17 protein-coding genes, 17 tRNA genes, 1 rRNA gene, 1 pseudogene and 1 riboswitch are annotated in these 15829 nt (G+C 38.5%); all 36 genes and pseudogenes read left to right on the top strand.

Going from position 1 to position 15829, the window contains the following annotated elements; genetic code table 11:
- Positions 1 to 64 precede the first annotated feature (64 nt).
- Positions 65 to 180 (top strand): 5S ribosomal RNA (gene rrf, locus HMPREF9182_RS05740).
- Positions 181 to 212: 32 nt separating this feature from the next.
- Positions 213 to 285 (top strand) — tRNA-Val (locus HMPREF9182_RS05735).
- A 4-nt stretch (positions 286 to 289) separates the two neighbouring features.
- A tRNA-Asp gene (locus HMPREF9182_RS05730) sits at positions 290 to 362 on the top strand.
- A gap of 33 nt (positions 363 to 395) precedes the next feature.
- Positions 396 to 468: transfer RNA gene (locus HMPREF9182_RS05725), tRNA-Lys, on the top strand.
- A gap of 5 nt (positions 469 to 473) precedes the next feature.
- Positions 474 to 555: transfer RNA gene (locus tag HMPREF9182_RS05720), tRNA-Leu, on the top strand.
- A gap of 9 nt (positions 556 to 564) precedes the next feature.
- Positions 565 to 637: transfer RNA gene (locus HMPREF9182_RS05715), tRNA-Thr, on the top strand.
- Positions 638 to 660: 23 nt separating this feature from the next.
- A tRNA-Gly gene (locus tag HMPREF9182_RS05710) sits at positions 661 to 732 on the top strand.
- A gap of 5 nt (positions 733 to 737) precedes the next feature.
- Positions 738 to 823 (top strand) — tRNA-Leu (locus HMPREF9182_RS05705).
- A 16-nt stretch (positions 824 to 839) separates the two neighbouring features.
- Positions 840 to 913 (top strand) — tRNA-Arg (locus HMPREF9182_RS05700).
- Positions 914 to 941: 28 nt separating this feature from the next.
- Positions 942 to 1015: transfer RNA gene (locus tag HMPREF9182_RS05695), tRNA-Pro, on the top strand.
- A gap of 6 nt (positions 1016 to 1021) precedes the next feature.
- Positions 1022 to 1095, top strand: a tRNA-Met gene (locus tag HMPREF9182_RS05690).
- Between the two features lie 13 nt (positions 1096 to 1108).
- A tRNA-Ile gene (locus HMPREF9182_RS05685) sits at positions 1109 to 1182 on the top strand.
- A 15-nt stretch (positions 1183 to 1197) separates the two neighbouring features.
- Positions 1198 to 1287: transfer RNA gene (locus tag HMPREF9182_RS05680), tRNA-Ser, on the top strand.
- A 19-nt stretch (positions 1288 to 1306) separates the two neighbouring features.
- Positions 1307 to 1380, top strand: a tRNA-Met gene (locus tag HMPREF9182_RS05675).
- A 3-nt stretch (positions 1381 to 1383) separates the two neighbouring features.
- Positions 1384 to 1456, top strand: a tRNA-Phe gene (locus tag HMPREF9182_RS05670).
- 12 nt (positions 1457 to 1468) lie between these two features.
- A tRNA-Gly gene (locus tag HMPREF9182_RS05665) sits at positions 1469 to 1539 on the top strand.
- Positions 1540 to 1577: 38 nt separating this feature from the next.
- A tRNA-Ile gene (locus tag HMPREF9182_RS05660) sits at positions 1578 to 1651 on the top strand.
- A gap of 10 nt (positions 1652 to 1661) precedes the next feature.
- Positions 1662 to 1749: transfer RNA gene (locus HMPREF9182_RS05655), tRNA-Ser, on the top strand.
- Positions 1750 to 1817: 68 nt separating this feature from the next.
- Complete coding sequence (gene mreC / locus HMPREF9182_RS05650) at positions 1818 to 2624, top strand: rod shape-determining protein MreC (protein WP_009443237.1); 807 nt, start codon at positions 1818 to 1820, stop codon at positions 2622 to 2624.
- Between the two features lies 1 nt (position 2625).
- Positions 2626 to 3126: a rod shape-determining protein MreD gene (gene mreD / locus HMPREF9182_RS05645; protein ID WP_009754687.1), complete on the top strand. Its 501-nt coding sequence runs from the start codon at positions 2626 to 2628 to the stop codon at positions 3124 to 3126.
- A gap of 100 nt (positions 3127 to 3226) precedes the next feature.
- Positions 3227 to 4393, top strand: a complete 1167-nt coding sequence (pcsB, locus tag HMPREF9182_RS05640) for a peptidoglycan hydrolase PcsB (RefSeq protein ID WP_009754569.1) — start codon at positions 3227 to 3229, stop codon at positions 4391 to 4393.
- 137 nt (positions 4394 to 4530) lie between these two features.
- The gene (locus HMPREF9182_RS05635) at positions 4531 to 5496 is read left to right on the top strand and encodes a ribose-phosphate diphosphokinase (protein ID WP_009754540.1); all 966 of its coding nucleotides are present in this window, start codon (positions 4531 to 4533) and stop codon (positions 5494 to 5496) included.
- Positions 5497 to 5703: 207 nt separating this feature from the next.
- Positions 5704 to 6216 (top strand): annotated as a pseudogene (gene srtB / locus HMPREF9182_RS05630) (class B sortase, LPKTxAVK-specific); the annotation flags it as partial.
- 78 nt (positions 6217 to 6294) lie between these two features.
- Entirely contained in the window at positions 6295 to 6954 is a 660-nt protein-coding gene (locus HMPREF9182_RS05625) for an HAD family hydrolase (RefSeq protein ID WP_009754850.1), read from the top strand.
- A 12-nt stretch (positions 6955 to 6966) separates the two neighbouring features.
- A riboswitch (TPP riboswitch) is annotated at positions 6967 to 7069 on the top strand.
- A 223-nt stretch (positions 7070 to 7292) separates the two neighbouring features.
- The gene (locus HMPREF9182_RS05620; protein WP_009443658.1) at positions 7293 to 7583 is read left to right on the top strand and encodes a thiamine-binding protein; all 291 of its coding nucleotides are present in this window, start codon (positions 7293 to 7295) and stop codon (positions 7581 to 7583) included.
- Positions 7546 to 8298 carry an ABC transporter permease gene (locus HMPREF9182_RS05615; RefSeq protein ID WP_037602743.1) on the top strand — a complete coding sequence of 251 codons (753 nt, stop codon included), beginning with the start codon at positions 7546 to 7548 and terminating at the stop codon, positions 8296 to 8298. Before HMPREF9182_RS05620 ends, HMPREF9182_RS05615 begins: the two co-directional genes overlap by 38 nt.
- 40 nt (positions 8299 to 8338) lie before the next feature.
- Positions 8339 to 9340, top strand: a complete 1002-nt coding sequence (locus HMPREF9182_RS05610) for an ABC transporter substrate-binding protein (protein WP_009754789.1) — start codon at positions 8339 to 8341, stop codon at positions 9338 to 9340.
- Positions 9340 to 10062 carry an ABC transporter ATP-binding protein gene (locus HMPREF9182_RS05605; RefSeq protein WP_009443766.1) on the top strand — a complete coding sequence of 241 codons (723 nt, stop codon included), beginning with the start codon at positions 9340 to 9342 and terminating at the stop codon, positions 10060 to 10062. The genes HMPREF9182_RS05610 and HMPREF9182_RS05605 overlap by 1 nt, the downstream gene beginning before the upstream one ends.
- An 80-nt stretch (positions 10063 to 10142) precedes the next feature.
- The gene (locus tag HMPREF9182_RS05600; RefSeq protein ID WP_009443435.1) at positions 10143 to 10487 is read left to right on the top strand and encodes a VOC family protein; all 345 of its coding nucleotides are present in this window, start codon (positions 10143 to 10145) and stop codon (positions 10485 to 10487) included.
- A gap of 235 nt (positions 10488 to 10722) precedes the next feature.
- Entirely contained in the window at positions 10723 to 11334 is a 612-nt protein-coding gene (gene rpsD, locus HMPREF9182_RS05595) for a 30S ribosomal protein S4 (protein ID WP_008810013.1), read from the top strand.
- Between the two features lie 169 nt (positions 11335 to 11503).
- Entirely contained in the window at positions 11504 to 12847 is a 1344-nt protein-coding gene (locus HMPREF9182_RS10820; protein WP_009754525.1) for a GHKL domain-containing protein, read from the top strand.
- Entirely contained in the window at positions 12822 to 13571 is a 750-nt protein-coding gene (locus tag HMPREF9182_RS05585; RefSeq protein ID WP_009755032.1) for a LytTR family transcriptional regulator DNA-binding domain-containing protein, read from the top strand. The genes HMPREF9182_RS10820 and HMPREF9182_RS05585 overlap by 26 nt, the downstream gene beginning before the upstream one ends.
- A gap of 59 nt (positions 13572 to 13630) precedes the next feature.
- A complete protein-coding gene (locus HMPREF9182_RS05580) occupies positions 13631 to 13960 on the top strand; it encodes a hypothetical protein (RefSeq protein ID WP_037602735.1) in 330 nt (109 codons plus the stop codon).
- Between the two features lie 97 nt (positions 13961 to 14057).
- Positions 14058 to 14627, top strand: coding sequence for a CPBP family intramembrane glutamic endopeptidase (locus tag HMPREF9182_RS05575; protein ID WP_009443107.1), 570 nt, complete (start codon positions 14058 to 14060; stop codon positions 14625 to 14627).
- 50 nt (positions 14628 to 14677) lie between these two features.
- Complete coding sequence (locus tag HMPREF9182_RS05570; protein WP_009755127.1) at positions 14678 to 15313, top strand: CPBP family intramembrane glutamic endopeptidase; 636 nt, start codon at positions 14678 to 14680, stop codon at positions 15311 to 15313.
- A 260-nt stretch (positions 15314 to 15573) separates the two neighbouring features.
- Positions 15574 to 15711, top strand: coding sequence for a bacteriocin (locus HMPREF9182_RS10000; protein ID WP_009443386.1), 138 nt, complete (start codon positions 15574 to 15576; stop codon positions 15709 to 15711).
- The last annotated feature ends 118 nt before the right edge of the window (positions 15712 to 15829 follow it).

Here is a 15829-nt window from a genome sequence, read left to right as displayed (position 1 = left end):
GCGTTCAATAAGTCTTGTTAGAAATGAATAGTTATTCAATTTTGAGTAGATTAGATACTCATAGTTAAGTGACGATAGCCTAGGAGATACACCTGTACCCATGCCGAACACAGAAGTTAAGCCCTAGAACGCCGGAAGTAGTTGGGGGTTGCCCCCTGTGAGATATGGTAGTTGCTTAGCAAGGATAGGAAGTTAGGATTAACTTCCTTTTTGGGAGTTTAGCTCAGCTGGGAGAGCATCTGCCTTACAAGCAGAGGGTCAGCGGTTCGATCCCGTTAACTCCCATAAAGGTCCCGTAGTGTAGCGGTTATCACGTCGCCCTGTCACGGCGAAGATCGCGGGTTCGATTCCCGTCGGGACCGTTGAGATTGAGAAGGATAGCAATTTCAACATAAGACTCGTTAGCTCAGATGGTAGAGCATTTGACTTTTAATCAAAGGGTCACTGGTTCGAGCCCAGTACGGGTCATAAGCGCGGGTTTGGCGGAATTGGCAGACGCACCAGATTTAGGATCTGGCGCTTAACGGCGTGGGGGTTCAAGTCCCTTAACCCGCATAAAAATAGGCCGGCTTAGCTCAGTTGGTAGAGCATCTGATTTGTAATCAGAGGGTCGCGTGTTCAAGTCATGTAGCCGGCATTAGAGAGAAGAAGAGCATGAATGCGAACGTAGTTCAGTGGTAGAACATCACCTTGCCAAGGTGGGGGTCGCGGGTTCGAATCCCGTCGTTCGCTTAGAGGCCGGGGTGGCGGAACTGGCAGACGCACAGGACTTAAAATCCTGCGATTGGTAACAATCGTACCGGTTCGATTCCGGTCCTCGGCATAATAGAATAAATAGAGCACCCTTAGCTCAACTGGATAGAGTACCTGACTACGAATCAGGCGGTTAGAGGTTCGACTCCTCTAGGGTGCATATAGTGATAGGATGTATTCGATCACGACGGGAAGTAGCTCAGCTTGGTAGAGTACTTGGTTTGGGACCAAGGTGTCGCAGGTTCGAATCCTGTCTTCCCGATTGTATGGCGGTGTAGCTCAGCTGGCTAGAGCGTCCGGTTCATACCCGGGAGGTCGGGGGTTCGATTCCCTTCGCCGCTATAATGAGCTTATTGGACCTTTAGCTCAGCTGGTTAGAGCTCTCGGCTCATAACCGAGTGGTCGTAGGTTCGAGTCCTACAAGGTCCATGTTATTTATATATTGGAGGATTACCCAAGTCCGGCTGAAGGGAACGGTCTTGAAAACCGTCAGGCGTGTAAAAGCGTGCGTGGGTTCGAATCCCACATCCTCCTTTAGAGAATATAATACTATCGCGGGATGGAGCAGCTAGGTAGCTCGTCGGGCTCATAACCCGAAGGTCGTAGGTTCAAATCCTGCTCCCGCAATAAGGCTCGGTAGCTCAGTTGGTAGAGCAATGGATTGAAGCTCCATGTGTCGGCGGTTCGATTCCGTCTCGCGCCATTGTTCTAGTGAGCGGGTGTAGTTTAGTGGTAAAACTACAGCCTTCCAAGCTGTTGTCGCGAGTTCGATTCTCGTCACCCGCTTTGAACAATTTTTAGTTCATACCAAGTTTTTAGGACTTGGGCGCGTAGCTCAGGTGGTTAGAGCGCACGCCTGATAAGCGTGAGGTCGGTGGTTCGAGTCCACTCGTGCCCATTTTATAGTTGGAGAATTACTCAAGAGGCTGAAGAGGACGGTTTGCTAAATCGTTAGGTCGGGTAACTGACGCGGGGGTTCGAATCCCCCATTCTCCGTTAATAGGGAGTTTAGCTTTCTGCTATCTCCTTTTCTTATACTTTGTTGGATATTATGGGTTTAAAATATGAAGAAATCTAGATTATTGGTAATGATTATTGTATTGATTTTGACTGCATCGGCTTTATTATTAACGACTCGTTCAAATTGGTTTGTGAAAGGGACTTCAAATACAATTGCTTTAATTGACAATATTGTATCAAAACCTTTTCAGGCCTTAGAAGATATAAAGAATGATTTAACGAACTTGGTGCATACTTATCGGGAAAATGAAGAATTAAAGTCTAGTCTATATGAAAAGGAAATGAAAGCAATCGAGTCTGATAGCCTAAAAGAGGAAAATGCTCAGCTACGTAAGCTTCTTAATATGCAGGATTCATTTTCTAGTCAATTAAAAGTTTCTGCGGATGTGATAGCGCGAACACCAGCATCTTGGAAAAACGAGTTGACTGTAAATGTTGGCTTAGATAGTAATGTTCAGTCTTCAATGCTTGCTATCAGTAGTGGTGGTTTGATTGGTAGTGTTAGTGAGGTCGGGAAGCAGTCTAGTAGAATTAATTTATTAACAAATAAAAGAAATACTGAAAAGATATCGGTTAGTATTCAAAATGGATCCAAAGTGATTTATGGAATCATTACTGGGTATGATGAGAAAAAAGAAGCGTTTATAATTAGCCAATTAAATGAGACTGTTAATCTTAAAGAGGGTTCAAAAGTATTTACAAGTGGTCTTGGAAGCTATACAGTAGCAAATATTCCAGTTGGTAAAGTTCTTTCTGTGATAGAAAGTAGTGATCATTTATCAAAGGAAGTCTATGTGAAACCTAGTGCTGATTTTTCAGATATTCGAGTTGTGACTTTGGTAGGGAATTAATATGCGATTTTTTAGACAAAATATAGGAATACCACTAATTTTAATCTTTTTAATGTTATTGGATGGACAACTCTCTACCTTTATGGCGACAATATTTCCAGTAAACTTGCATTTGGTGTGTCACTTGCTTTTGATATTCCTTTTGTTTGTTTCTGTAGAAATTTCAGATGTGGCAACTTTTATTATTTTCTTAATTATTGGAATTCTCTACGACGCTTACTACTTCCATATTATTGGAATTGCTACTTTGATATTGCCATTGCTAAGTTTATTGGTTAATAAATATAATGCTACAATGATGGAAAATAGAGGAACGCGGTTTCTATCTGTTTTAATTTTAGTTTTCTTGTTTGAATTTATCTCATTTTTACTAGCCCATTTAGTTAATTTAACAAGTATGGAAATGAATGTCTTTATTGTTTATAGTTTAGCACCTTCTATGTTACTAAATGGCTTGTTATTAATACTATTACAACCACTTTTGGAAAAAGTTTATTTATGATAAAAAAGAAGACATAAAAATGTAATAAAGGCGTAACATATTATGCGCCTTTTTTTGCTATACTTATAATTGTCTTATTGGATAGGAGTAAATATAGTCTATGAAGAAAAAAATTATCACTTCAATGTTATTGAGCACCTTGCTTTTTACTCAAGGTGCAACTCTAGTAAATGTGCATGCAGATACTACAGATGATAAAATCGCAGCACAAAATAGTAAAATTAATAATTTAACAGCTCAACAAAAAGCTGCTCAGACTCAAGTAGACCAAATTCAAGGTCAAGTCTCAGCGATTCAGTCGCAACAGGATAAACTTCAGGCTGAAAATACTCGTTTGACAGAAGAATCAGCAAAACTTTCGGCTGAAATTGATGAGTTATCAAAAAACATCGTTGCTCGTAATGAATCATTGGCAAATCAAGCTCGTAGTGCTCAAACGAGTGGGTCTGTGACAAGCTATATCAATACAATTGTAAATTCAAGCTCTATTACTGAAGCGATTTCACGTGTTACAGCAATGAGTGAGATTGTATCTGCTAATAAGAAAATGTTAGAGCAACAAAAAGCAGATAAAAAAGCGATTGCTGAAAAACAAGTTGCTAATAATAATGCAATCAATACGGTTATTGCGAACCAACAAACACTTGCTGATGATGCTCAAACATTGACAACAAAACAAGCTGAGTTAAAAGTTGCCCAATTGAATCTCGCAGCAGAAAAAGCTACAGCTGAAGGTGAAAAGAGTGCTCTCTTGGAACAAAAAGCGGCAGCGCAAAAAGCAGCAGAGGCAGCGGCAGCAGCAGAGGCAGCATACCGTACGCAACAAACATCACAGCTTCAAGCAGTGCAAGCTTCTGGAAATACTAACTTTGCTGCTCAGGTACAGGCTGCTAATGGGGGAGCATCAACTCCAACTGTAAACGTATCTTATTCAACAGATGCTTCAAGTTATCCTGTTGGTGAATGTACTTGGGGAGCAAAAATCCTAGCTCCTTGGGCTGGAAACTATTGGGGTAACGGTGGCCAATGGGCAGCGAGTGCAGCAGCAGCAGGTTTCCGTGTAGGTTCACAACCACAAGTTGGAGCTATTGCATGTTGGAATGATGGTGGCTATGGTCACGTTGCTGTCGTAACAGCAGTTCAGTCTGCAAATAGCATCCAAGTGTCAGAGTCTAACTATCTTGGGAATCGTAGTATCGGTAACTACCGTGGCTGGTTTGATCCAACGACTGCACAAGGTACAGTTAGTTACATTTATCCAAATTAATCATATAGTGGTCGGAAACAAAGTTCCGACCTTTTTTTACAAATAGTATCAAATTTTATATAAAACGCTTTACTCTAATTTGAAATATTCGCTAAAAAGCGTTAAAATGTTAATGGAATAAATTTTCGGAGGAAATCATGTCATTTTCGGATTTAAAGCTCTTTGCACTTTCTTCTAACCAAGAATTAGCCAAGCAGGTAGCAAAAGGAATTGGAATGGAGCTTGGTAAGTCAACAGTACGCCAATTTTCGGATGGAGAAATTCAAGTTAATATTGAAGAGTCTATTCGTGGGAAACATGTTTTTATCCTACAGTCTACGAGCTCGCCTGTTAACGATAATCTCATGGAGATTTTAATTATGGTGGATGCTTTGAAAAGGGCAAGTGCTGAATCGATTAATGTGGTCATGCCTTATTATGGATATGCTAGACAAGATCGTAAAGCTCGTGCACGTGAGCCAATTACTTCAAAATTGGTAGCCAATATGCTTGAGATTGCAGGGGTTGACCGTTTGCTGACAATTGATTTACATGCTGCACAGATTCAAGGTTTCTTTGATATTCCGGTAGATCATTTGATGGGAGCTCCTCTTATTGCGGACTATTTTGAGCGTAGAGGAATGGTTGGAAGCGACTATGTCGTAGTTAGTCCGGATCATGGTGGTGTAACTCGTGCTCGAAAACTGGCAGAATTTTTGAAAACCCCAATTGCTATTATTGATAAGCGTCGTAGTGTTGATAAAATGAATACCAGCGAGGTGATGAATATCATCGGAAATGTAAAAGGGAAAACTTGCATTTTGATTGATGATATGATTGATACGGCTGGTACAATATGCCATGCGGCTGATGCGTTGGCAGAAGCTGGAGCGGTTGAAGTTTATGCTAGTTGTACCCATCCTGTTTTATCTGGTCCTGCAATGGATAACATTCAAAAATCTGCTATCAAAAAATTAATCGTTTTAGATACAATTTATCTTCCTGAAGAGCACCTTATTGATAAAATTGAACAAATCTCTATTGCTGAATTACTTTCCGAAGCAATTATTCGCATTCATGAAAAACGCCCTCTTTCTCCTTTGTTTGAAATTGGGAAAAACTAACATTTTAAAAAATTAAAATTAGATATTTAACAGATCCTCCTTTCTGAAACACAAGATAAGGGGGATTTTTTATTGAAATGAAAGGATTTCTACTAGATAATGAATTTTAAAAAAATGAAAAAAAGTGTTGACAAAGAAATAGGGAATCTATATAACATAGATAATAATTCTGAGTTACGAATAATTTTTTAAAAAGAAAAAGGAGATAAAACGTTTGAGGGAGGTAATGAACCTTATCTTGGAACAGTTTTTATGGATACGGATAATAAAAAAGATTTTAGTGATCGTTTGACATGGTTATTTGGGCATGCGCGTGGAAGTAAAGTAGCTGATAATCGGATGTTTAATGATGTCAACTTCTACGATAAGCAAGAGTACTTTGATCAGCACAAGTATGTTGTTATTGAAACACCGGAACGTAAGTTTTACTATGAAGCTATGGGCTTGGTTATTGTACCAGAAGAGACAGCATTCTATCGTACTACTTTTACGGATGATAAGGATTTTACAGATCAGCTGAGCAGTATCTATGAAGCGTCTAGGACAAAGAATAAGGATATTAAGGTAAAAGCAAGTGATAAATATTTAGTATTGTCAACTTGTCGTGAAGAGGATGAAACGATTCGTTCTAACCTTTACTTACGTCAAATTCCTGATTCTGAAATGAGTGATTTTCTTGCGAAACATGGGTCAGAATTGACATATACTCCTACTAGATAGTCTATTAAAGAGGCGGAATTTATTTTCGCCTTTTTTATATTTTTTAAACATGTTATAATGGGATCAGAGGTGGACACTATGATTAAAAATTTGGTTTTTGATTTAGGAAATGTTTTGATTGAGTGGAATCCAGATAAGATATTCAGGCATTTTGAAGCAGATGAAATGCGACGACAATTCCTGAGAGAAGCGATTTTTGATTCACACTTATGGCACCAAACGGATTGGGGGTCTTTGTCTTTGGCGGAAGCTTGCAAATTAGTTCAACAGAATCTAGATCCATCTTTTGAAGCTGTAGTTGAAAAAATATTTTTTCACTGGTATGAGGCTGTGGATGTCTACCAAAATTTGCAAGAAAAAATAGAGCAATGGTCAAAGTTAGGCTATCATATTTACATTTTATCAACAACCTGTGAGATATTTTATAGGATTGAACAGGCAGGATTATTGCCAATTTTTCCTCTTTTGTCAGGTTATATTCTCTCTTCAGAAGTTAAAGTAGTAAAACCTTACAAAAAAATATACCAGGAACTCCTTGAGAAATATAATCTTAAACCAGAAGAGTCGGTCTTTATGGACGACATTCAGGTCAATCTAGATACGGCAAGGGAAATGGGCTTTGAGACAATATTGGCCAAGAGCGAATTGGAAAATATTGAGGCGCTGGATTGTTTATTACTTTCTAAGGGGATGTTTGGTTCAGTGGGATTAAGCTCAAATCTTGACAGGGATAGATGATTGCGCTATCATAGGACTATATATGGGAGTCTGTGTACAGTCTGAGAGGAAGTGTAAGCTTCGACCGCACCTGATCTGGGTAATGCCAGCGTAGGGAAATGTATTTGTAAAAACCTTGTGGTTTTACTAAAAGTGGCGAGTTATTCGCCAATCTTTAGGATACTGATGCATGCTACACCTTTTCCATATTGGAGAAGGTGTTTTTGTATGAAGTGCAAAGTTTTTATAAAGAGTGCTTGTAATCTTTTTCATTAGGGAAAGAACGGTCTGGTTAGCAAATGGAATCGTATCTGTATGCATCATTCTTAGATAGAGTTTAAATGTAGGGAGGTGAAGAGATGAAAGCGAGCATTGCTTTGCAAATTTTGCCTTTGTCAACTGATAAAGAACGGTTGGTAGTCATAGAGAAAGTAATTGATTATCTGCAGAAACAGCCCGTGAGGCAGTTGGTAACTCCTTTTGAAACAGTTTTAGAAGGAGAATGGGAAGATTTGTTTCCTATATTGGGAAAGGCGATTGAATTGGCTGGCAGCCAAGCAGATAATGTATTTGCAAACGTTAAGATAAATTATGGAGAGATTTTGTCTATTGATGAGAAACTTGAAAAATATTCTGCGCCAGCAGATTAGTCTTTTAGGGATGGTGGGTTTACTTGCCGTTTGGCAGGTCATGGGCTGGCTCAAGCTCTTGCCTAAGTTTATTCTACCAACACCTCTGGAAATATGTCAGGCTTTTGTTAGGGATGCAGAATTGTTGGCTATACACAGTTGGGCGACCTTAAAAGTAGCCTTGTTGGGTTTGCTGCTAGGAGTTATTATAGCTTGCTTGTTAGCAGTACTCATGGATAGTCTGAGTTGGCTCAATGATTTGATTTATCCCATGATGGTTGTGGTGCAGACGATTCCGACCATTGCTTTGGCGCCGATTCTGGTTCTCTGGCTGGGGTATGGAATTTTGCCCAAGATTGTGCTCATTATTCTGACGACGACTTTTCCGATTATCGTCAGTATTCTGGATGGTTTTCGGCATTGCGATAGAGATACCTTGACTCTCTTTGGACTCATGCAGGCCAATCGATGGCAGATTCTTTGGCATTTTAAGATTCCAGCTAGTTTACCTTATTTATATGCGGGTCTGAGGGTCAGTGTTTCCTATGCTTTTATCACGACCGTAGTTTCCGAATGGCTGGGCGGTTTTGAAGGACTGGGTGTCTATATGATCCAGTCTAAGAAGCTTTTTCAGTATGACACCATGTTTGCCATTATCGTTTTAGTATCAGTTATCAGTCTTCTGGGTATGAAACTGGTAGCTATTAGTGAAAAATTTGTCATCAAGTGGAAATAGGAGCTTAGCTCTGCTATTTTCCAAAAAAGAAAAGAGGATTATGATGAAAAAAAGTTGTAAATTGTTCCTTGCAGGTTTGGCTGCAGTATCACTCTTTGGTCTAGCGGCCTGCGGTCAGTCGAAATCTACGTCTGAGAGCAAGGACAAAAAGATTGATTTTATTCTGGATTGGTCACCCAATACCAATCATACAGGACTTTATGTGGCTAAGGAAAAGGGCTATTTCAAGGAAGCAGGTGTGGATGTTGATATTAAGTTGCCGCCAGAAGATAGCACTTCTGACTTGATTATTAATGGCAAGGCACCTTTTGGAATTTATTTCCAAGATTCTATGGCTAAAAAACTGGATAAGGGCGCAGAAATCACAGCTGTTGCGGCTATTGTAGAACACAATACTTCAGGTATCATTTCTAAGAAATCTGCAGGTATTACAAGTCCCAAGGATCTAGCTGGGAAGAAATATGGTACCTGGAATGACCCTGTGGAGTTGGGCATGCTGAAAACCTTGGTAGAAAGCCAAGGTAGTAAGTTTGATGATGTAGAGAAGGTTCCAAATAACGATTCTAACTCAATTACACCGATTGAAAATGGTTTGTTTGATGCAGCCTGGATTTACAACGGCTGGGATGGCATCATGGCACAGTCTCAGGGCATGGACACGAATTTCTTTTACATGAAGGACTATGTCAAGGAGTTTGACTATTATTCTCCAGTCATCATTGCTAATAATGACTATCTGAAGAAGAATCCGGACGAGGCGAAAAAGGTTTTGCAGGCTATTAAAAAAGGCTACCAATATGCCATGGAGCACCCTGAAGAAGCAGCAGATATTTTAATCAAGCATGCGCCAGAGTTGAAAAACAAACGTGACTTTGTTTTGGCTTCTCAAAAATATCTGTCTGAGCAATATGCATCAGATAAGAGCAAGTGGGGTCAGTTTGAGGCTAGCCGTTGGAATGCCTTTTACAAATGGGCCAAGGATAACGATCTCGTAAAAAATGACTTGAGTGACAAGGGATTTAGCAACGATTATATAAAATAATGACAGAAATTAAACTTGAAAATATAAGCTATGCTTATGATGAGCAGCAGATTTTGAAAGATATCAGCCTAAAGGTAGAAGCTGGACAAGTAGTGGCAATCTTGGGCCCTAGTGGCGTTGGGAAGTCAACTCTTTTTAACCTCATTGCTGGGATTTTGGAGGTTCAGTCGGGCAGGATTATCCTAGATGGCCAGGAAAATCCCAAGGGTCGGGTGAGTTATATGCTGCAGAAGGACTTACTGTTGGAGCACAAGACGGTGCTGGGGAATGTCATCTTGCCCCTCTTAATCCGAAAGGTATCCAAAAAGGAAGCGACGGAGCAGGCGACTGAGATCTTGAAGGAGTTTGGGCTTTTTGATGTGGCAGACAAGTATCCACATGAGCTGAGTGGGGGGATGCGGCAGCGCGTGGCACTGCTACGGACCTATATGTTCGGTCATAAGCTATTTCTTCTAGATGAGGCCTTTAGTGCTTTGGATGAGCTGACTAAGATTGAGCTGCACGCTTGGTACCTGGACATTCATCGTAGGCTGGGTCTGACGACTCTTCTCATCACGCATAGCATTGAGGAGGCTCTGGCTCTCAGCGATCGCATCTATATTCTGAAAAATCGGCCTGGGCAAATTGTTGCAGATTTCCAATTGACTTGGTCAGACAGTGAGGAAAAGGAACTACAGAAGCTACGATATAAACGGGAGATTTTGAGGATTTTAGGAGTGTGAGAAGCTAGCTTTATAAATAGTTGATTTTCATTAAAAAAATGTTTTAGTAAAATTATCACTTAAATGAAAGGAATTTAACTATGACCAAACTCCCTAATCAAATTGATAATATCGAATTCCCTTTTCCAGATAGGGAAGCGCTGAAAGAAAGTAGAAAATTTTATCAACAAGTCTTCGGCTGGCAATATCAGGAATGGGGTCCTGAATATTTGGATACAAGCAATAGTGGTGTTGCCAGTGGTCTGACTGTTGATAAGCGCCAACACCCTTTAATTATCATCTATACTGATAATATTGAGCAAGCTTTAGCAACCGTTAAACAAGCTGGCGGAGAGATTACTCAGGAACTGTTTCATTTTCCTGGTGGGCGTCGTTTTCAATTTAAAGACCCTGCTGGCAATGAACTGGCCTTTTGGTCTGAATAGCATAACCTAAATCAAGCCTTTTGGCTTGATTTTTTTTATAGAACAGTCTTTACTTTTGGCTGTATTCGTGGTACAATAACCTTTGTGTGAAATAGCAGCAGGAGAGCATGGAGCTCGTCAACAGAACATCAGCTATAAAAGTAGCCTTAGCTGTTTGGGCGAAAATGTTCTGCACGAATCAGGGCTTTCTAAGTGACTATTTCCTCGAAAATATTTTTTATAGGAGGACATTTTTATGTCACGTTATACAGGACCATCTTGGAAACAAGCTCGTCGTTTGGGTCTTTCTCTTACTGGTACAGGTAAAGAATTAGCTCGCCGTAACTATGTACCTGGTCAACATGGACCAAACAACCGTAGCAAATTGTCAGAATATGGTTTGCAATTAGCTGAAAAACAAAAACTTCGTTTCACTTACGGTGTAGGTGAAAAACAATTCCGTAACTTGTTCGTTCAAGCTACTAAGATCAAAGAAGGCATCCTTGGTTTCAACTTCATGCTTCTTTTGGAACGTCGTTTGGATAACGTTGTTTACCGTCTTGGTCTTGCGACTACTCGTCGTCAAGCTCGTCAATTCGTAAACCACGGTCACATCCTTGTTGACGGAAAACGTGTTGATATCCCATCATACCGCGTAACTCCAGGTCAAGTGATCTCAGTTCGTGAAAAATCATTGAAAGTGCCTGCAATCCTTGAAGCTGTTGAAGCTACTCTTGGACGTCCAGCATTCGTATCATTTGATGCTGAAAAATTAGAAGGTTCATTGACTCGCCTTCCAGAACGCGACGAAATCAACCCAGAAATCAACGAAGCACTTGTCGTTGAATTCTACAACAAAATGCTTTAATTTATATTTGCTATTTGAAGAATCTGAGAATATTTTTCTCAGATTCTTTTTGTTATTTCGATATTTTATGACCGTTTGTGATTAAAAATAGACTTTTTAGGAAGAGATCAACATTTTAAGATATTTTTGCTATACTTACTATAAGGAATGTTTTAGAAAGTGTGAAAGTATGTTAGAGCAAATGATTGATCTATTCTTTTTTGTTTTATTCATTGTCTGTTTCTTTTTTCCTTATATTTATTTAGGGATTCGAGTGGATGCGGCTTTTAAAAAGAAACGTTATTGGTTTATTTTAGTTGTTATAACAACGATTTTTTTGAAGATAGAACTTTTACTGATTAATCCAATTATTCTTGTGTTTTATTATGTTATTTTGCACTATATATCGAAGAAAAAGCAACTTGAATCACTCTTTCTCTCTTTTTATTTGGCTTTGTCTTATCATGGTGTACGTTTGCTTTTTACGGCAATGATCGGTTATTTTGTGACTACTGAGCAGCTTTCTGACAGAATTTCAGGTTTGATCTCAGCAGGTATCAATATAGGTGTTTTAGGCTTGGTTGTCTTGCTATTGCGAGGTTTAAAATTAAATTTAGATTTACTATTTTCAAGGCCATTTCGACCTTTACTAAAGGAATCAACGCTCTTTTTTGGCTTCTTATATTTGATTCGGATTTTTTTGGTTGTCTTGCTGAATCAAAAAAACAGCTGGGCATCTCATTTTGATACGACAATCTCGCTTTTGTTGTTTATGATTTATTTGTTGTGGACCTTGCATATAAAAGGGGAGTTGGCAGACTATGTTCATGAGCAGATTGTTCATCAGAAAGAGGCTGAGAACCAAGCTATGCACAGAATGGTCGAAAAATTAGGAAGCTTATATGATGAAATTCGTGGTTTCCGGCATGACTTTGCAGGAATTATTTCTAGTATGGAGCCTGCTATTGAGAAAGAGGATATTAAAGAGATTGAGAAAATTTATTATAAAATATTTTTAAAGACAAACGATAAGTTAAAAAAGGCAGATTATACTGCGTTCAACTTACAAAATATAGAAGATATTGCTTTTAGAAATGCTTTGGCTCAGATTATGGTTCAGGCTGAGAATGAAGGGATTCAATTTGATTTGCAGACGATTGGCTGTGTTCCAAGAGTTCATGTACCGATGCTTGAGACGGTTCGTATTCTGTCTATTTTATTGAACAATGCGTTAGAAGCAGCAATTTGTGCAAAAGTGCCTCGAGTAAGTGTAGCGCTGTTTCGAGAAAAAGAATCTGTCATTTTTGTAGTAGAAAATACCCGGAAATCAGGTCCTTTAGATCAGCGGAGGCTATGGGAAAGTGGCTATTCGACAAAGGCAGAGAAACGAGGAATAGGTCTTGCTGTATTGCAAGAGTTGGTACTTCGCTATCATTTAGGAATTGAAACGGAAATTGGAGAAGAAACGTTTGTGCAGAAGATGACGTTTGTAGTAAGGGAGGAAGCTAATGAGAGTGCTAGTATTGGAGGATGATGATGCGCAACAAGGGCGAATCGAAACAGCTTTATTGGATATTGCAAAAACGATGCGTATCAAGTTGCATGTTGATATTGCAAAATCTTACAGGGATTTGCAGGTTTATCAAAATTTTTTAGATCATTATCAACTTTATTTTTTGGATTTGGAAGTGGACAATGATCGTGAAATGGGCTTTAAGGTTGCAAAGGAGATAAGAGAGCACGATCCATATACTAGTTTAGTCTTTGTTTCGGCTTTATCTGAGTCTGCTACTCTAGCCTTTCGTTACCATTTATCTGCACTGGATTTTATTGTTAAAGATCATAATGAGGAAGTTTACCGTGATCAAATTCGATCGTGTGTGGAGCATGTACTACATCATAATCATTTGACAGAAGAAAGAAATTTATTTACCTATATGCACGATGGGCGTCAGAGCTTTAGTGTTCCTTATCGAGATTTATTGGCAATTGAGACGACTGGCGATTCTCACCGGTTGAAGCTTTATTGTACGAATTCAAGCAAGATCTTTTATGGTAGTTTGGCGGAGATCGTGGAGCAGGACAGGAAGCATCAGTTAGAATATGCTAGCCGTTTTCTTTTAGTTAACATTGATAATGTTAAAGAATGTTTGAAAGGTGAGGTTGTTTTTTTAGACGGGATGAGCTTCCCAGCTTCACGTACTGGTCAACGAACCCTGAAGAAACGTCTAGTAGCAAGAGAAGAAACGGATAGATAGAAAATGTGCTACTTAAATAGGAAGCATGGAACTCTATGGAAAAATGAAAGGAATGAAAAATGGAAGATAAACAAATATTAGAACATGCTAGTCAGTATATTAAGGCGATTGACATCAATTTTCAGAAGTGTAGGCGATCATCCATAGATGATATAAAATTTCAGGAGAATTTAACGAGCATTTTAAATCAGCTCTCTACTAGTACTCAGCTTGACAATCATGTGCTGATTGCACTGGAAAAATTTTATCAATCAAGTAGTCTCTTAATAGGTTTGAGTACTCTGGCATTAGATGAGAGGACCTATCAAGCCTGGAGAGTGTACGATGCCTTTCATTTTGAATCTGTCAAACCAGCTCTTAAGCTATATGGTCCAAGTGTAGTGCTATAAGTTATCGGTAGTTTGTTATGAAAAATTTTAAAAAAGGGCAGAATATATCTGTTTAAGTTTATTTGTATTGTTGTTAAGTCAGGTTAGTTTTTTCTATATGGGAAAAACCATACAATCCGGAAAAAGTTTTGATCTGAGATCAACGATCATCTGTCTTCTCATTTATTTTTTAGTTATTTTTTATAGTTTAAGAATAGGAAAGCAGGAAAAACTATTATCCTTTAATTTTCATGTCTTTAATTGGAGTGATATCAGTAAGTTGCTCTTATCATTTCTGATATTTATACCAATAGTATTTTTGACGGCTATAGTTGCAAAAATTGAAGGAGCACCGCAGATTACTTCTAATCAGGCAGCATTGAATTCTTTATTTTCAAATGTACCTAAGGTTCTTATGTTGATTGATTCGGTTATAAAAGCGCCCGTTTTAGAAGAAATTACTTTTCGAGGTTTGATTCCGCAGAAGATTTTTCCGCATAATCAAGTGAAAGGATTAATGGTAGGAGTTGTTTTGTTTGGTTTGTTCCACTTTCCAACGAATATTTCGAGTTTTATATTTTATACAGGTTCAGGGGCTATACTTGCTTGGGTTGCATATAGTAGTAAGAGATTAGAAATGTCTATTCTAGCGCATGCACTTCGTAATTTTATAGCATTCTTACTTTAATAATCATATTTTACTTCTTATTTTAAATCCTATTTCGTGGAGAAAAACAGATGATTTTTGAAAAAATAATGTATTTTTTGATAGGTTTGATTGGAAATCTGGTCATTATGGCATTTACTTATAGTCTTTTCTTTGCTAGTCCAGAGCAGCTTTTTCGGACAAATCAAGAAGCGTTTATTCTCTTAAATATAATGATTATTACAGCGCTCCTATACTGTTTAAAGAAATACAAAATTGTACGTTGGCAGAAGCCATCTTGGAAAGAGCTAGGAATTCTACTTTTAGGTGTCGTAGCTGTCTATCTTACGAAATGGGTAGAAATATTCCTTTTTCCAGTAGATATAGCGACATCAGAGTCGGCTCAAAATATTATGGAGATAGCTTCAAGAGGCTTCACAGTATCGTTTTTAACGACAGCAGTGATTCTCGCTCCTATGCTAGAAGAAATCTTCTACAGAGGCTTTATGCAAAAGGGTAGCTTCAATCATAGCAGAATAGGGATTTTGATTTCGACAGGGATCTTCGCATTTTCGCATGGAGTTAGTTCTTTTTCGGCATTTTTAGTGTATTTTATACCTGAACTTGGGATTGCTTATAGTTATAAGCTGACAGATAATTTCTGGGTACCTATGGCTTTTCATATTCTGCATAATAGCTTTCCGCTTATACTTTTATTGATGAGATAAAAGGAAATATAGAAATGAGGATGGGGATGTGCGCCCTATCCTTATTTTTGTTGTGGAAAAATGAGAGAAGTGAAAAACTGGAAAATTTTTTGTTTTTTTAGGCACAAATCTCCACTTTTTAGGAACAAGAGGTGCAAAGGCTTTCAAATTTGTTATAATAAAAATAGAAATAATGTTTTATATAGGGGAAAATAGCAGTAGGCAACTTGTCAGTCGGAAATGGGTAGAGCCATATCTTTGATCGTATAAAGGAGTTAAATATGAAACAAATAGTAAAAGAATCGCTAGAAGACTTGACACCATTGACAGAGGAAGAGCTTCAGCAAGTAAGTGGTGGAAATAATTTTGGAGATTTGCTCAGACAATGGTGGTGGAGTGTTTTTAGAGGGGATGATTGATAAAGATGTTACTTTTTTTAATTCTCCCTCTTCCCTATTTATTGATTGCAGGACAGCTTGAAGAAAGCTTTCAAGGATGGGAAAAAAAGTCGTTTTGGAAAGATTGGTTTTACTTATT

Origin of the sequence: Streptococcus sp. oral taxon 056 str. F0418 (assembly GCF_000220065.1) — a bacterium.
GTDB lineage: Bacteria > Bacillota > Bacilli > Lactobacillales > Streptococcaceae > Streptococcus.
Note: the sequence above shows the minus strand (reverse complement) of the source record. Positions and strands in the feature narration are given on the sequence as shown.

Coding starts and splice junctions, on each gene's coding strand:
- mreC (WP_009443237.1), top strand. CDS start 1,818: ATGAAGAAATCTAGATTATTGGTAATGATTATTGTATTGATTTTGACT.
- mreD (WP_009754687.1), top strand. CDS start 2,626: ATGCGATTTTTTAGACAAAATATAGGAATACCACTAATTTTAATCTTT.
- pcsB (WP_009754569.1), top strand. CDS start 3,227: ATGAAGAAAAAAATTATCACTTCAATGTTATTGAGCACCTTGCTTTTT.
- HMPREF9182_RS05635 (WP_009754540.1), top strand. CDS start 4,531: ATGTCATTTTCGGATTTAAAGCTCTTTGCACTTTCTTCTAACCAAGAA.
- HMPREF9182_RS05625 (WP_009754850.1), top strand. CDS start 6,295: ATGATTAAAAATTTGGTTTTTGATTTAGGAAATGTTTTGATTGAGTGG.
- HMPREF9182_RS05620 (WP_009443658.1), top strand. CDS start 7,293: ATGAAAGCGAGCATTGCTTTGCAAATTTTGCCTTTGTCAACTGATAAA.
- HMPREF9182_RS05615 (WP_037602743.1), top strand. CDS start 7,546: ATGAGAAACTTGAAAAATATTCTGCGCCAGCAGATTAGTCTTTTAGGG.
- HMPREF9182_RS05610 (WP_009754789.1), top strand. CDS start 8,339: ATGATGAAAAAAAGTTGTAAATTGTTCCTTGCAGGTTTGGCTGCAGTA.
- HMPREF9182_RS05605 (WP_009443766.1), top strand. CDS start 9,340: ATGACAGAAATTAAACTTGAAAATATAAGCTATGCTTATGATGAGCAG.
- HMPREF9182_RS05600 (WP_009443435.1), top strand. CDS start 10,143: ATGACCAAACTCCCTAATCAAATTGATAATATCGAATTCCCTTTTCCA.
- rpsD (WP_008810013.1), top strand. CDS start 10,723: ATGTCACGTTATACAGGACCATCTTGGAAACAAGCTCGTCGTTTGGGT.
- HMPREF9182_RS10820 (WP_009754525.1), top strand. CDS start 11,504: ATGTTAGAGCAAATGATTGATCTATTCTTTTTTGTTTTATTCATTGTC.
- HMPREF9182_RS05585 (WP_009755032.1), top strand. CDS start 12,822: ATGAGAGTGCTAGTATTGGAGGATGATGATGCGCAACAAGGGCGAATC.
- HMPREF9182_RS05580 (WP_037602735.1), top strand. CDS start 13,631: ATGGAAGATAAACAAATATTAGAACATGCTAGTCAGTATATTAAGGCG.
- HMPREF9182_RS05575 (WP_009443107.1), top strand. CDS start 14,058: ATGGGAAAAACCATACAATCCGGAAAAAGTTTTGATCTGAGATCAACG.
- HMPREF9182_RS05570 (WP_009755127.1), top strand. CDS start 14,678: ATGATTTTTGAAAAAATAATGTATTTTTTGATAGGTTTGATTGGAAAT.
- HMPREF9182_RS10000 (WP_009443386.1), top strand. CDS start 15,574: ATGAAACAAATAGTAAAAGAATCGCTAGAAGACTTGACACCATTGACA.